The sequence below is a fragment of the Actinosynnema sp. NPDC050436 genome, from assembly GCF_040655415.1.
GTDB lineage: Bacteria > Actinomycetota > Actinomycetes > Mycobacteriales > Pseudonocardiaceae > Actinosynnema.
On sequence record NZ_JBFAJV010000003.1, the window covers coordinates 345371 to 359914 of the forward strand.

Here is a 14544-nt window from a genome sequence, read left to right on the forward strand (position 1 = left end):
AGTATGCCGGGCACTCGACCGACACAGTTACGAGGAGTGACGCCGTGGCCCGTCGTACCAGGCACGCTGTGCTCGCCATGCTGCCCGTCCTAGCGCTCGCCGCGACGGCGTGCGCGACCAAGGTCGACCAAGGCGCCCCTCAGGACGGCGGGTCGGGAATCTCCCTTGTGAAGAGCGGCAAGCTGGTGACCTGCACGCACCTGTCCTACAAGCCGTTCCAGTACACCGACGGCGACAAGACGGTCGGCTTCGACGTCGACCTGGTCGACCTGGTGGCCAAGGAGCTGAACGTCGACCAGGAGATCTTCGACACTCCGTTCGAGAACATCACCTCGGGCACGGTCTTCACGACCAACGAGTGCGACCTCGCCGCCGCCGGCATGACCATCAACGAGGACCGGAAGAAGGCGATCGACTTCTCCGAGCCGTACTTCGACGCCTCGCAGGCGCTGCTGGTCAAGAAGGACTCCGCCGTCAAGGACCTGCCCGACCTCAAGGGCAAGCGCCTGGGCGTCCAGCAGGGCACCACGGGCGAGGAGTACGCCAACAAGAACTCCGCGACCCACGGCTACACCGTGGTCCAGTTCGAGGACCTGCCGCTGATGGAGACCGCCGTGCGCACCGGCGCGGTGGACGCGGCGATCAACGACAACGGCGTGCTGTTCGACTACGCCAAGGAGTACCCGGACACGGCGGTGACCAAGGAGTTCGACACCGGCGAGTCGTACGGCATCGGCCTGAAGAAGGGCAACACCGCCCTCAAGACCAAGGTCGACGACGTGCTGAAGAAGGCCAAGGACACCGGCGAGTACGACCGGATCTACGAGAAGTGGTTCGGCAAGAAGCCGGAGAAGAAGTGACCGGTTGACCTCGGGGCCGGTGTCGACGGACACCGGCCCCGCTGCCTGTCCGACCGCCGCCCGTCCGACCGCTGCCGCCCCTGCCCGACCGCCTCGGCCCGCCGACCGGCACCCCGGTCCGGCCGCCGGTGGGCACACCTCCGGCCCGAACCCTCCCGTGAGAGGCCCTGACCATGGCCATGTCCAAACGGCGACGGGCGATCGCCTTCCGCCGTGCGCAGTACGCCCTGCTGATCGTGCTCGTCCTGCTGATCGCGTTCCTCGCGGACTGGGGCGAGATCAAGCAGGCCTTCTTCGACGTGGAAACCGCGAAGAAGATGTTCCCGACGGTCGTCACGACCGCGCTGCTCAACACGGTCGTCTACAGCGCGTTCGGGTTCGCCATCGGGCTCGGGCTCGGCCTGCTGCTGGCGCTGATGAAGCTCTCGCCGGTCGCGCCGTGGCGGTGGATCGCCACCGTCTACATCGAGTTCTTCCGCGGCGTGCCGGCCCTGCTGGTGTTCGTCGCGCTGAGCGTGGCCGTGCCGCTGGCGTTCGGCCTGAAGTTCGAGATCAACTCGACGGCCGGCCTCGCGCTCGGCATCGTCGGCAGCGCCTACATCGGCGAGACGATCCGGGCGGGCATCCAGGCCGTGCCCCAGGGCCAGATCGAGGCCGCGCGGTCGCTGGGCATGTCGCACGGGCGCACGCTGGTGACCGTGGTCATCCCGCAGGCGTTCCGGATCATCCTGCCGCCGCTGACCAACGAGCTGATCATGCTCATCAAGGACTCGTCGCTGATCTCGGTGGTGGGCCTGACGGCGGCCGAGTACGAGCTGACCAAGCTCGGCCGGGAAACCCTGAGCCGGTCGCCGTCGCTGACCCCGCTGCTCATCGCGGGCCTGTGCTACTTGATCATCACGCTGCCGCTGGGCCACCTCTCGCGGTACCTGGAGCGGCAGACCGGCGGCAAGAAGCTGAGCACGCCGGAATCGACGGGGGTGTAGGGCGATGTCCGAGGAGTTCCCACCCGTGACCGACGCGGAGCCGGACCTGGCCGTCGAGATCACCGGGCTGAAGAAGGCGTTCGGGCAGTTGGAGGTGCTCAAGGGCATCGACCTGTCGGTCCGGCGCGGCGACGTCGTGTGCATCATCGGGCCGTCCGGCTCGGGCAAGTCGACGCTGCTGCGCTGCGTCAACCTGCTGGAGGAGCCGACCGCCGGCCGGATCGTGGTCAACGGCACCGAGCTGACCGACCCGGACGTCGACATCGACGCCGCGCGCACCCGCATCGGCATGGTGTTCCAGGGCTTCAACCTGTTCTCGCACCTCAACGTCCTCAACAACCTGACCGTGGCGCAGCGCCAGGTGCTGCGCCGCTCGCCCGAGGACGCGCAGCGGACCGCGCTGCGCAACCTGGAGCGGGTCGGGCTGTCGGAGAAGGTCAACGCCATGCCGGCGCAGCTCTCCGGCGGCCAGCAGCAGCGGGCGGCGATCGCCCGCGCGCTGTCCATGGACCCGTCGGTGATGCTGTTCGACGAGCCGACCTCGGCACTGGACCCGGAGCTGGTGGGCGACGTGCTGGGCGTGATGCGGCAGCTCGCCGACGAGGGCATGACGATGCTGGTCGTGACGCACGAGATGCAGTTCGCCCGCGAGGTGGCCGACCGGGTGCTGTTCATGGACGGCGGGTACGTGGTCGAGGAGGGCCCGGCGGCCCAGGTCATCGGCGACCCGCAGCACGAGCGCACCCGCTCGTTCCTGGCGCGCGTGCTCAACCCCACCCACCAGGGGACCGACGACTGACCCCGCGCGGGTCCTCCCGCCGGCCCGGACGGGTGCCGGTGCGGGGGCCGGTCCGGTGAGCACCCGGCCCCGCAGGGGGTCGGCTCTGCCGCGAACGGAGCATTTGCGCTGATCTGCTTGCGGGCCTCGCCGCCGAACCCGCATTGTCGATCTCATGACCGAGACGGGGGCCGGCGGGCTGGACGTGTTCGACCCCAGCCCGCCGCGCTCCCGGTGGCTGCCGGCGGCGGACGTGCTGCGCGGGTTGGGCGACGCCGAGGGCGGGCGGTTGCTGCCCCGGCGCAAGCCCAGCGCGCCGCCGGTCGTCCGGGTGGTCGACCGGTTCCTCACCGGGCCGCTCGACCTGCGCGGGGTGGAGCTGAGCTACCTGCTGGAGTTCGTCCGGTGCCGGTTCGAGGAGCCGCCCGACCTGCGGCAGGGCCGGCTGGCCGGGGTCGACTTCGCCGGCTGCCTGCTGCCCGGCCTGCGGGCGCGCAACCTGAGCAGCGCGAACGAGGTGTCGCTGGCGGGCAGCACGGTGCAGGGCGTGGTGGACCTGACCGACGCCGACATCGCCGCGTCCCTCTCGCTGCGCGGCAGCGCGCTGCGGGTGCCCGGCGACGTCGCGGTGCTGGCGGACCGGGTGAAGCTGGCGGGCGCGCTGCTGGCGCAGCAGGTGTCCGTGCAGGGTGAGCTGCGCATGGCCGGCGCGCAGATCGGCGGCTACGCCAACTTCGCCGGCGCGGTGCTGGACAACCCGGGCGGGTACGCGGTGCGCGCCACCAACGCCCACGTCGGCGGCAGTCTCCTGCTGACCAACGCCTCGGTGCTCGGCACCGTGCTGCTGGCCGGTGCCCGCGTCGACTCGGAGCTGACCCTGCGCGGCACGACCGTGGCCGAGGGGCGGGCCGAGGACGACGCCGCGCTGGACCCGCACGCCGACCCGGCGGCGACCGTGGTGCTGGACCGGATGACCGTGGACGGGGACGTGCACCTCGACCGGGGGTTCACCGGCGCGGGCACGGTCCGCGTGGTCAACGCCGCGCTCGGCGGCACGCTGTCGCTGTCCGGGGGCCGGTTCGACGCGCTGAGCCCGCCCGGCGGCAGCGACCCCACCGGCCACGGCCGGGCGCTGCACCTCGACGGCGCGCGGATCGGCGGCGACGTGATCGGCCGCCAGGCGCACGTGCGCGGGCAGATCCGGATGGTCGACGTCCAGGTCAAGGGCAGCCTCACCCTCGACGGGTCGACCGTGGACAACCCGCGCGCGGACGCGCTGCTGGGCAACCGGTCGCACGTCGGCAGCAACCTCACCCTGCGCGAGGTCGAGGTCGCGGGCGGGTTGGAGCTGCGCGGCGTGCACGTCGGCGCGAACCTCGACCTGCGCGGCAGCCGCGTCACCCAGCCGGGCCGCTACCGGCACATGCCGGCGGGCAAGCCGTCGCTGGACGTCGGCGGCGCGGTCATCGGCCGCGACCTGATCTGCGCGCGCGGCGCGAAGGAGTTCGTGGCGCACGGCGGGGTGCGGGCGCGGCGGGCCCAGGTCGGGCGGATGGCGACCTTCGCGGGCGCGGTGCTCGGCGACAAGCTCGACAGCCACGCGCTCAACCTGCTCGGGATGCAGGTGCAGGAGCTGGTGCTGACCCCGATCAGCCCGCCGCGCGGCGACGTCACGCTGCGGCAGGTGCGCTGCACGTCGTTGGAGGACAACGAGGTGTTCTGGTCGGCCACCGGCTGGATCGACCTGGAGGAGTTCCGCTACGACTCGCTGCGGCACCCGATCGACCTGCGCGACGACCGGGAGGTCGAGCGCCGGCTGCGCTGGCTGCGGCAGGCGATGCGGCGCTCGTACCGCCCCGGGCCCTACGACCAGTTCACCGAGATGCTGCGGGCCGGCGGCAACGACGAGCACGCGGCGACCGTCCAGGTGGAGAAGCAGCGGCTGCGCTACCGCGCGGTGGCCGAGGGGCGGCGGTGGCTGGGCCCGCTGGTGCTGGTGTGGAGCTGGCTCCAGCGCTCCATGGTCGGCTACGGGTACCGGCCGGCGCGGGCGCTGGCGTGGCTGGTGGTGTCGTGGGTGCTGGGCAGCGCCTGGTTCTCCGTCGGGACGCCGCTGGAGGTGATCAACTCCGACGACCGGATGCACTTCAACGCCTGGCTGTACACGATCGACCTGGTGGTGCCGATCGTCGACCTGGGCAACAAGAACCGGTGGCAGGTGGGCGGCGCGTCGCAGTGGATCGCGGCCGGGCTGATCGTCACCGGGTGGGTGCTGGCCACGACGGTCGCGGCGGGCCTGACCCGGATGCTCAAGCGCTGACCCCGCGCCGGGCGGCTCGCCTAGGGTGGGCGGTGTGACGGATCTGGTGCTGGCACTGGACGTCGGCGGCACCAAGGTCGCCGGCGGCCTGGTGGACCGGGGTGGCGCGGTGCGGCGGGCGGTGCGCGTGCCGACGCCGGCCGACGACGCCGAGGAGACCTGGCGGGCGGTCGCGGACGTGGTGGGGCAGGTGCTCGACGGCGAGGTGGTCGCCGGTGTCGGCATCGCCTGCGCCGGGCCGGTGGACGCCGTGCTGGGCACCGCGAGCCCGATCAACCTGACCGCGTGGCAGGGGTTCCCGCTGCGCGACCGGGTGGCCGCGCTGGTGCCGGGCGTGCCGGTGGAGCTGGCCGGCGACGGGCCGTGCATGGCGCTGGGCGAGCACTGGCAGGGCGCCGGCCGGGGCAGCCGGTTCATGGTCGGGCTGGTGGTGTCGACCGGGGTCGGCGGCGGGCTGGTGCTGGGCGGGCGGCCGTTCGGCGGGCGGACCGGCAACGCCGGGCACCTCGGGCACGTCGTGGTCGAGCCGGACGGCGAGCCGTGCTCGTGCGGCGGGCGCGGGTGCGCGGAGACCGTGGCCGGCGGGCCCCGGATGGTCGCGTGGGCGCGGCGGCGGGGGTGGCAGGGGCCGGACGAGGCGGACGCGGCGCACCTCGCGGCGGCGGCGCTGGCCGGCCAGGAGCTGCCCCGGGAGGCGTTCGACCGGGCCGGGCGCGCGGTCGGGATGGCGATCGCGGCGGCGGCGGCGTTGTGCGACCTGGACCTGGCGGTGGTGGGCGGCGGCGTGGCGCAGGCCGGGGACCTGCTGCTCGACCCGGTCCGGCGGACCGTGGCCGACCACTGTGGACTGTCCTTCCTGGACGGTCTGCGGGTGGAGCCCGCCCGGCTCGGCGGCCAGGCGGGGCTCGTCGGCGCGGCGGCCCTGGTGCTGGGCGACCGCGACCCGCAGCCGGGACCGTGACCGGGCGGACTCCGCTGCCGGTTCCGGTCCGGCGGTCCCGGTCCGGCGTCAGTGCGCGGCGACCGGCTTGACCCGGGGGCTGTCCTCGTCCACGTGGTAGTCCTCGCCCGAGGTCTCGTCGGTGCCGTTGAACACCCTGAGCTGCTTGGCGACCAGCGTGACGACCACCGCGACGACCAGGTTGGCCACGACGGCGACCACGCCGACGTAGATCTGCACCGGCGATCCCGCGAACGGGTGCCAGCCGAACAGCGACAGCTCGTCCAGCGCCAGCGCGGACCCGCCGAAGTGCGGGCGCTTGCCGTCCGCGCTGGGGATGCCGTAGAGCAGGTACATGCCCCACCCCATGCCGACGACCCACCCGGTGACCAGCCCGTAGACGTGGAACCACCTGGTGTACAGGGCGATCGCCACGGCGGGCAGCGTTTGCAGGATCATCACGCCGCCGATGAGCTGGAGGTCGATGGAGAACTGCGGGTCGATGAACACGATGAACGCGACCGCGCCGAACTTCACCACCAGGGACGCGAGCTTGGCCTGCTTCGCCTCCTGCGCCGACGTGGCGTTCTTCCGCAGGTACTCCTTGTAGATGTTGCGGGTCCACAGGTTCGCCGCCGCGATGGACATGATCGCGGCCGGCACCAGCGCGCCGATGCCGATCGCGGCGAACGCGATGCCGGCGAACCAGGACGGGAACTGCTCGCCGAACAGCACCGGGACGATGGTGTTGGTGTCGGGCCGGCCGGTGGCCTGGTTGGTGATCGGCGTGACGCCCGCGCTGATCGCCACGAACCCGAGCATGGCGAGCAGGCCCAGCAGCAGCGAGTACGCGGGCAGCGCCACCATGTTGCGCTTGATGACGTTGCGACCGCGCGACGCGAGGATGCCGGTCAGCGAGTGCGGGTAGAGGAACAGCGCGAGGGCGGAACCGAGCGCGAGCGTCGCGTACTGGAGCTGGTTGCCGCCGGTGAGCAGGATGCCGTCGGACTTGGCGGGCGTCGCGTCGTACTTGGCCTGCGCGGTGTCGAAGATCGCGCCCCAGCCGCCGAACTGGCCGGGCAGGTAGATCACCGCCACCAGGATCACGACGTAGATCAGCGTGTCCTTGACGAACGCGATCAGCGCGGGCGCGCGCAGCCCGGACTGGTAGGTGTACAGGGCGAGGATCAGGAACGCGACGAGCAGCGGCGCGTGGCCGGCGATGCCGGAGCCGTTGAGCCCCATGGTCCGCAACACCGCCTCCAGGCCGACGAGCTGGAGCGCGATGTACGGCATGGTGGCGACGATGCCGGTGACCGCGATGATCAGCGCCAGCCAGTGCGACCCGTACCGGCCGCGCACGAAGTCGGCCGGCGTGACGTAGCCGTGCACGCGGGACACCGACCACATGCGCACCAGCGGCAGGAAGACGATCGGGTAGAGGATCACCGTGTACGGCAGCGCGAAGAAGCCCGTCGCACCCGCGCCGAACACCAGCGCGGGCACCGCCACGAAGGTGTAGGCCGTGTAGAGGTCACCGCCGACCAGGAACCAGGTGATCCACGAGCCGAACTTGCGCCCGCCCAGCCCCCACTCGTCGAGGTGGTCCAGGGTGGCGCCCGCCCGCCATTTCGCCGCGGCGAAACCCAGCACGGTGACCAGCAGGAACAGCGCGCTGAACACCACCAACTCGGTCCACTGCACCTACTTCGCCCCCTCGTCCAGGTCGTCCACGCCGAGCCGGTCGGGTTTGTCCCGCACGACCGGCCCGTTCCTGGTCATGACGTGGACGAGACCGACGCAGACGACGCCCACCGGCACCCAGGCGAACTGGTACCAGTAGAAGAACGGCATCCCGAACAGGCGGGGGCCGTCGAAGTTGAACCACGGCGTGACGAGCATGAGCAGCGGAACCAGCAGCAGCAGGTTCCAGGTGCTCCAGCGCAGGCTGGATGGTCGAGGCATGTGGCCCTCCGTGCGGCCCTGATGACGGGGTGTCGCAGGATGCTAGAACCGGGAGGGTGCGGCCGTCACCGTTTCCGGTGGGTTGTCGACCGGTCGGGTGGTGCAATCGTGACCTCTTTTCACTCCCCGCGCAGGCCGGTCACCAAGTGCTTCTCGGCGCGGTCGAAGTAGTCGGACATCGCCTCCTCTGCCGCGCGCAGCTCGTCGCGCCGCAGGTGGGCGCTGATCTGCTGGTTGAGCGCGAGGTAGTCCTCGTGGAAGCCGCGCGGGTCGCCCATCACGTGGAAGGCGAGGCGGAGCTCGGCCAGCAGGCGCTTCATCTCCTCGTCCAGGCGGGCGCTGCCGGCCAGGGCGGTGACGGCCTGGTGGAACCGGATGTTCGCGGTGCCGACGCCGGTCCAGTCCTTCTCCCCGGCACTGGCGAGCCCGAGGTCGACGGCCTCCTGCACGGCCCGCTTGACCTCGTCGGCGGCGTTCGGCCAGCGGTGCAGCGCGCCGATCTCGATGACCCGGCGGGCGGCGTAGAGGTCCACGATGTCGCGCCAGTCGGGCTTCCGGACGAAGACGCCCTTGCTGTACTCGTGCACGAGCAGGCGCTCGTGGGTCAGCAGGCGGAACGCCTCGCGCAAGGTGTTGCGGGAGACCCTCAGGACGTCGCCGAGCGCCTTCTCGTTGAGCTGCTGACCCGGCTTGATGTCGCCGTCCAGGACGCCGGCGCGCAACTTGTCGGCGACCCGTTCGGCGGTGCTGGAGCGGTCGATGTCGCCCCGCTCCTCGGCCAGTGCCCGCAACCAGTCCTCGGCGTCAACGCTCGTCATGCCACCCGAGTCTAGTGCCCTACAAGTCAAACGGAGTATTGAAGGATTGTTGAACAATACCTACCGTGAACGGGTGGGGAGGTGGTGAAGATGCCCGTGACCCGGCAGGCGGACGTGAGGCAGGGGCAGGACGCGGAGGCGCAGGACGCGAGGGCGCGAGCGGTGCAGGGTGGCGCGGGGAGGGTGGACCCGGCAGGCGTGGCCCTCGGGTCTGCGCTGTCCGGCGGGGACCGGCGCGCGTCTCGCGCGGCCGGGGTCATCGACCTCAACGCGGACCTCGGCGAGGGATTCGGGCGGTGGGCGTTGGGGGACGACGTGGGCCTGCTCGGCGTGGTGAGCAGCGCGAACATCGCGTGCGGCTTCCACGCGGGCGATCCGTCGATCATGTACCGGACGTGCGAGGCCGCCGCTGCGGCGGGTGTCGCGGTCGGGGCGCACGTCGGGTACCGGGACCTCGCGGGGTTCGGGCGGCGGTTCGTGGACGTCGCGCCCGCCGAGCTGACCGCCGACGTCCTCTACCAGCTCGGCGGGCTGGACGCGTGCGCGCGGGCGGCCGGGACGCGGGTGTCGTACGTGAAGCCGCACGGCGCGCTGTACAACGCGCTCGGGACGCACGAGGCCCAAGCCGACGCCGTGGTCGACGCCGTCCGGGCGTTCGACCCGTCGTTGCCGGTGCTGGGGTTGCCCGGCGCGGTGTGGCTGAAGCGCGCGGAGGTGGCCGGGCTGCCGGTGCGCTACGAGGCTTTCGCGGACCGCGCGTACACCGGGCGGGGGACGCTGGTGGACCGGCGGTCGCCGGGAGCGGTGCTGCACTCCGGGGCGGAGATCGTGCAGCGGTGCCTGTCGCTGGCGGTCGACGGGCAGGTCCGGGCCGTGGACGGGCGGGTCGTGCGGATGCGGGTGGACTCCCTGTGCGTGCACGGCGACACGGCCGGGGCGGTGGGCATCGCCCGAGCCGTGCGCGACGCGTTGGCCGGGGCCGGGGTTGCGGTCGAAGCGGTCGCCGGCGAGCCCCCGCGCATCGCCTGAGCGGCCGGCGCGGACGAGCGGGTGTGAAAGCGCTGGGCCGGGTGGCGGGTGGTCGGGCGTGGGTGCGGTTCGCCAGGATCGGTGGGTGGGCAGTGGGCTGCGCAGCGTGGTCGTGGTGGTCGTGGTGGGGTCGGCCCTGGCCGGCGTGGCCCTGGCCGGCATGGCGCTGGCCGGGGTGCCGGGGGTGGCTTCGGGCGCGGCGGCGAGCTGCTCCGACGGCCGGCTGCCGGTGACCGTGGAGGAGCAGCGGCTCGATGACGTCCTGGCCCCCGGGCAGCCCGCCGCGGGTCCGGAGCTGGTCCGGCTCGGCGGGCTGGACGACGAGGTGGCCCGCTTCGTCGGGCGGCTGTGCTCGACGGCCCCGGGGCGCGCGGAGCAGGTCGTCGCCTCGGGTGGGCGCGAGTTGTGGCGGGCGGCGGTCGAGCGGGCGCGCGGCGCTCCGGCCTGGGACGCCTACGACGACCGGCCGCTGTACTGGGCGCGGCTCCAGCTCACCAGGGCGGTCCGGCAGTGGGCGGTCCCGCTGCCCGCCGGTGAGCGGGCCCGGCTGGTGCGGCGGTTGGACGGCGCCGCGCGCGGGATCGAGGACGTGCGGTGGCGCGGCGCGGGGCGGCGGGTGGTGGTGACGGGGTTCGACCCGTTCCAGCTCCACGGCACGTCGGTGCGCCGCTCGAACCCGGCCGGTGCCGCCGCGCTGCGGCTCGACGGGCGGGTGATCGACACCCCGGCCGGGCGGGTCGTGGTCGAGGCGGCCGTGCTGCCGGTGCTCTGGGGTGCGTTCGACGAGGGCATCGTCGAGCGGTTCTACGGCGCGGTGCTGGGCGGGGGCACCCGCGAGGGCGCGGACGGCGAGCGCGGCCGGGTGGGTGCCCTGGTGACGATCAGCCAGGGGCGGCCCGGGCGGTTCGACGTCGAGCGGTGGGCGGCCCGGTGGCGGGGCGGGGCCCCGGACAACGACGACGTCGGCGCGGACGGGCCGGTGCCCGACGCCGCCGGCTGGCCGCAGCCCGCGCTGGAGTTCATCGAGACGTCCCTGCCGGTGGGCAGGATGGTCGACGCCGGCACCGGGCCCTACCCGGTGAACTACAACCGGTCGTTCTGCGAGTGGCCCGTGGGCACGCCCGGCGTCGGCACGCCCAACTGCCGCACGGACGAACCGACCCCCGGCGCGGCGGCGGCGGTCGGCAGCGGCGGCGACTACCTGTCCAACGAGTCGATGTACCGGGCGAACCGGCTGCGGCTCGGCCTGGGCGCGACGACCGTCCCCGGCGGCCACCTGCACACACCCGTGCTCGGCCAGCCGGTCGACCCGGTCGCGCTGACCGACCCGGGGTTCGAGGCGGAGCGCCGCCGGATCGTCGACCAGGTGGTCGCGCTGGTCGCAGTAGTCTGACGCGCGTGCGGCTCAGGCGGGCGGTGATCGGTGTGCTCTCGTTGTCGCTCGCCTGGACCACCGCGTGCACCGCGCACGTCACCGGCTCCCCCGACGGCGAGGTCGTCCGGCCGTCCCTGACGCCGGCGGTGGCGGACCTGCCGAAGTCCGGTCAGTGCACGGACGGCGCGCTCGCCGTGGTCGACTGCGCCCGGCCGCACGAGGCCGAGGCGGTCGCCACGGGCGAGTTCACCGGCCTGGGCGCGGACTACCCGGGTGAACGGGACCTGCGCCGGCAGGGCATCCCGGCCTGCCGCGCGGCGGTCGCGGACTACCTGGGCAGCCCGGACCACGACGCGACCCGGCTCCGGGCGCAGGTGCTGTGGCCCAGCCGCGACGGGTGGGCGGCGGGCGACCGCTGGCGGCTGTGCACGGTGGTCGAGCTCGCCCCGGACGGGCAGCGCCGCAAGCGCAGCGGGGTGCTGCGCGACCTGCTCAAGGGTGCCGGGTTCGGCCAGGTCCAGCTCTGCGCGCTGGGTTCGCCGGCCACCGCCGCCGACGCCCGCGTCACCGCGTGCGACGGCCCGCACCTGGCGGAGGCCGTGCCGGGCGTGCTGGACCTGGGCGAGCCGGGCGACCCGACGCCGTCCCGCGAGCAGGTGGACGAGCGGGCGCAGGAGCACTGCGCCACCGCCGTCGCGGGGTACGTCGGCGCGCGGCGGCAGGACGTGGTCGCGTCGTGGCGGGCGTTCGGCTCGCAGGCGTGGTCGGAGGGCTTCACCACGGCGGTCTGCTACGCCGAGGCGTCCCGCCCGTTCACCGGCCGGCTGTGGGGCCTGGGCACGAACCCGCTGCCCGCGTGAGGCGGGTGCGGACCACCGCGAACCGGTTGGGTCCACAGCCTGTGCACAGCTTCATCCACACCCTGTGGACAACTAGCGGCGGCGGACGGCGACCACGAGCAGCAGGACGCCGAACCCGAGCGGCACACCGCTGTCGAACACCGGCCTGAGCACGGGCAAGAGGGGCAGCACGGCCAGTTCGCGGGCCACCGAAGCACCCACCGCGAGCGCGCCGGCGGTCAGCGGGGCGGCTGGGGACAGCCGTCCCCACGTCATCAGGCCCACCACGAGTCCCGCGAGTCCCAGCGCCACCAGGCCGCGCACCCGGACCTCGTCGAACTGGTCCAGCCCGTAGCCCCACGCGAAGGCCGCGACGACGACCCCCACCGCCCCGACGAGCACGCCCAGGACGTGCCACCACGGCGACCGGCGGCGCACGGGCGACGGGTCGGTCGGCGGCTCGACCGGGTAGTACCGCACGATCCCGGTCTGCGGCCCGACCTGCACGTCCCGGTGCCCGTCGAAGTGCAGACCGCCGAGGAAGTCGTCCTGCCGGCTCACCCCTCCTTGGTACCTCGGCACCTGGCCGAAGTCACACCGGGTGATCAAAAAGAGACCCGGTGGACGACGTCGTCCACCGGGTCTCCCGGGATCAAGCCGCTGCGCGGGCGGGCCGGCACGTCATCGGGCCGGACGTGCCCACGTCACCGGGCCGCGATCAGCCGAGGCGGAGCCTCAGCGCCTCCAGCTCGTCGCGCAGCGAGGTCGGCACCTTGTCGCCGATCTTGGCGAACCACTCCTCGATCATCGGGAGCTCGGCACGCCACTCGTCGGCGTCGAACTCCAGCGCCGCCTGGATGTCCTCGTAGGAGGCGTCCAGCTCCGACAGGTCCAGCTCGTCGGCGGTCGGCACGTGGCCGATCGGGGTCTCCCGCGCGGCGGCCTTGCCCTCGATGCGCTCGATGGCCCACTTCAGCACGCGCGAGTTCTCGCCGAACCCGGGCCACAGGAAGCGCTTGTCCTCGCCCCGGCGGAACCAGTTGACGTAGAAGATCTTGGGCAGCTTGTCGGCGTCGGCCGACTTGCCGGTGTCGATCCAGTGCTGGAAGTAGTCACCGGCGTGGTAGCCGATGAACGGCAGCATCGCCATCGGGTCGCGGCGCACGACACCGACCTGGCCCACGGCGGCGGCGGTCGTCTCGCTGGACAGGGTGGCGCCCATGAACACGCCGTGCTGCCAGTCGCGGGACTGGGTGATCAGCGGGATCGTGGTCGCCCGGCGGCCACCGAAGAAGATCGCCGAGATCGGGACGCCGTTCGGGTCCTCCCACTCGGGGGCCTTGATGTCGCACTGGGCGATCGGCGTGCAGTAGCGCGAGTTCGGGTGCGAGGAAAGCTCCTCGCCGCCCGGCGTCCAGTCCTGCTTCTTCCACGAGGTGAGGTGCGCGGGCGGCTCGCCCATGCCCTCCCACCACACGTCGCCGTCGTCGGTCAGCGCGACGTTCGTGAAGAGCGAGTTGCCCTTCTCGATGGTGCGCATGGCGTTCGGGTTGGTGTGGTAGTCGGTGCCGGGCGCGACGCCGAAGAAGCCGTTCTCCGGGTTGACGGCGTAGAGGCGGCCGTCCGCGCCGAAGCGCATCCAGGCGATGTCGTCGCCGAGGGTCTCGACCTTCCAGCCCGGGATGGTCGGCTCCAGCATGGCGAGGTTGGTCTTGCCGCACGCGCTGGGGAACGCCGCCGCGATGTAGTAGACCTTCGCCTCGGGCGAGGTGAGCTTGAGGATGAGCATGTGCTCGGCGAGCCAGCCCTCGTCACGCGCCATCACCGAGGCGATGCGCAGCGAGTAGCACTTCTTGCCCAGCAGGGCGTTGCCGCCGTAGCCCGAGCCGAACGACCAGATGGTCCGCTCCTCGGGGAACTGGGTGATGTACTTGGTGTCGTTGCAGGGCCACGGGACGTCGTCCTGGCCCGGCTCCAGCGGAGCGCCGATCGAGTGCAGCGCCTTGACGAAGTCGCCGTCCTCACCGAAACGCGCCAGGGCCTTCGTGCCCATCCGGGTCATGATGTGCATCGACACCACGACGTACTCGGAGTCGGTGATCTCCACGCCCAGCATGGGCTTCTCGGCGTCCAGCGGACCCATGCAGAACGGGATCACGTACATGGTGCGACCGCGCATCGAGCCCCGGTAGAGCTCGGTCATGATCCCCTTCATCTCGGAGGGGTCCATCCAGTTGTTCGTGGGGCCGGCGTCGGCCTCGTCCACGGAACAGATGAACGTGCGCTCCTCCACCCGCGCCACGTCGGTGGGGTCCGAGGCCGCCCAGAACGAGTTGGGCTTCTTCTTCAGCGGGACGAACGTGCCGGCGTCCACCAGTTTGGCCGTGAGGCGGTCCCATTCGCCCTGGGACCCGTCGGCCCAGACGACCTCGTCGGGGCAGGTCAGCTCGGCGACCTCGCGCACCCAGGAGAGCAGCCGCGCGTGGTTGGTCGGTGCCTGGTCGAGACCGGGAATGGTCACTGCCGTCATCTCGTCTCGTCTCCTAGGTGCGCCGGCCCACGGTGGACGCCGTTGTCCGGTGGGACGTCCTCGGGAATGGCGACGCCCGCCCCGGTGGAGGGCGTGCCGTTGAA

General features: G+C 72.6%; 13 protein-coding genes. 8 read left to right on the forward strand and 5 right to left on the reverse strand.

Annotation, left to right across the window (positions count from 1 at the left end; translation table 11 throughout):
- Positions 1–44: 44 nt before the first annotated feature.
- From AB0I60_RS10060 to AB0I60_RS10080, 5 genes are all read left to right on the forward strand, one after another.
- Complete coding sequence (locus tag AB0I60_RS10060) at positions 45–860, forward strand: ABC transporter substrate-binding protein (RefSeq protein ID WP_360727387.1); 816 nt, start codon at positions 45–47, stop codon at positions 858–860.
- A gap of 173 nt (positions 861–1033) precedes the next feature.
- Positions 1034–1846: an amino acid ABC transporter permease gene (locus AB0I60_RS10065; protein ID WP_360727389.1), complete on the forward strand. Its 813-nt coding sequence runs from the start codon at positions 1034–1036 to the stop codon at positions 1844–1846.
- Positions 1847–1850: 4 nt separating this feature from the next.
- Positions 1851–2645: an amino acid ABC transporter ATP-binding protein gene (locus tag AB0I60_RS10070; RefSeq protein WP_360727391.1), complete on the forward strand. Its 795-nt coding sequence runs from the start codon at positions 1851–1853 to the stop codon at positions 2643–2645.
- A 154-nt stretch (positions 2646–2799) separates the two neighbouring features.
- Positions 2800–4944 carry a hypothetical protein gene (locus tag AB0I60_RS10075; protein ID WP_360727392.1) on the forward strand — a complete coding sequence of 715 codons (2145 nt, stop codon included), beginning with the start codon at positions 2800–2802 and terminating at the stop codon, positions 4942–4944.
- 34 nt (positions 4945–4978) lie between these two features.
- Positions 4979–5905, forward strand: coding sequence for an ROK family protein (locus tag AB0I60_RS10080; RefSeq protein WP_360727394.1), 927 nt, complete (start codon positions 4979–4981; stop codon positions 5903–5905).
- A 48-nt stretch (positions 5906–5953) separates the two neighbouring features.
- Here AB0I60_RS10080 and mctP read toward each other — a convergent pair whose 3' ends face one another.
- From mctP to AB0I60_RS10095, 3 genes are all read right to left on the reverse strand, one after another.
- Positions 5954–7588 carry a monocarboxylate uptake permease MctP gene (mctP, locus tag AB0I60_RS10085; RefSeq protein ID WP_360727396.1) on the reverse strand — a complete coding sequence of 545 codons (1635 nt, stop codon included), beginning with the start codon at positions 7586–7588 and terminating at the stop codon, positions 5954–5956.
- Positions 7589–7849: a DUF3311 domain-containing protein gene (locus tag AB0I60_RS10090; protein WP_360727398.1), complete on the reverse strand. Its 261-nt coding sequence runs from the start codon at positions 7847–7849 to the stop codon at positions 7589–7591.
- 119 nt (positions 7850–7968) lie between these two features.
- Entirely contained in the window at positions 7969–8667 is a 699-nt protein-coding gene (locus AB0I60_RS10095) for a GntR family transcriptional regulator (protein ID WP_360727400.1), read from the reverse strand.
- A 258-nt stretch (positions 8668–8925) separates the two neighbouring features.
- Between AB0I60_RS10095 and AB0I60_RS10100 the strand changes: the two genes are divergently transcribed.
- From AB0I60_RS10100 to AB0I60_RS10110, 3 genes are all read left to right on the forward strand, one after another.
- Entirely contained in the window at positions 8926–9696 is a 771-nt protein-coding gene (locus tag AB0I60_RS10100; RefSeq protein ID WP_360728520.1) for a 5-oxoprolinase subunit PxpA, read from the forward strand.
- Positions 9697–9781: 85 nt separating this feature from the next.
- A complete protein-coding gene (locus tag AB0I60_RS10105) occupies positions 9782–11089 on the forward strand; it encodes a hypothetical protein (RefSeq protein ID WP_360727402.1) in 1308 nt (435 codons plus the stop codon).
- A 5-nt stretch (positions 11090–11094) separates the two neighbouring features.
- Positions 11095–11931, forward strand: a complete 837-nt coding sequence (locus AB0I60_RS10110) for a septum formation family protein (RefSeq protein WP_360727404.1) — start codon at positions 11095–11097, stop codon at positions 11929–11931.
- Between the two features lie 72 nt (positions 11932–12003).
- Here the strand turns inward: AB0I60_RS10110 and AB0I60_RS10115 are convergent, their stop codons facing one another.
- Together AB0I60_RS10115 and AB0I60_RS10120 are read right to left on the reverse strand one after the other, a co-directional pair.
- Positions 12004–12471, reverse strand: a complete 468-nt coding sequence (locus tag AB0I60_RS10115; protein WP_360727405.1) for a hypothetical protein — start codon at positions 12469–12471, stop codon at positions 12004–12006.
- Positions 12472–12628: 157 nt separating this feature from the next.
- The gene (locus tag AB0I60_RS10120) at positions 12629–14440 is read right to left on the reverse strand and encodes a phosphoenolpyruvate carboxykinase (GTP) (protein WP_360727407.1); all 1812 of its coding nucleotides are present in this window, start codon (positions 14438–14440) and stop codon (positions 12629–12631) included.
- Positions 14441–14544: the final 104 nt, after the last annotated feature.

Excerpts from the sequence above, each read along its gene's own strand:
- AB0I60_RS10070 (WP_360727391.1), top strand. The coding sequence starts at position 1,851 with ATGTCCGAGGAGTTCCCACCCGTGACCGACGCGGAGCCGGACCTGGCC.
- AB0I60_RS10090 (WP_360727398.1), bottom strand. The coding sequence starts at position 7,849 with ATGCCTCGACCATCCAGCCTGCGCTGGAGCACCTGGAACCTGCTGCTG.
- AB0I60_RS10065 (WP_360727389.1), top strand. The coding sequence starts at position 1,034 with ATGGCCATGTCCAAACGGCGACGGGCGATCGCCTTCCGCCGTGCGCAG.
- AB0I60_RS10120 (WP_360727407.1), bottom strand. The coding sequence starts at position 14,440 with ATGACGGCAGTGACCATTCCCGGTCTCGACCAGGCACCGACCAACCAC.
- AB0I60_RS10095 (WP_360727400.1), bottom strand. The coding sequence starts at position 8,667 with ATGACGAGCGTTGACGCCGAGGACTGGTTGCGGGCACTGGCCGAGGAG.
- AB0I60_RS10075 (WP_360727392.1), top strand. The coding sequence starts at position 2,800 with ATGACCGAGACGGGGGCCGGCGGGCTGGACGTGTTCGACCCCAGCCCG.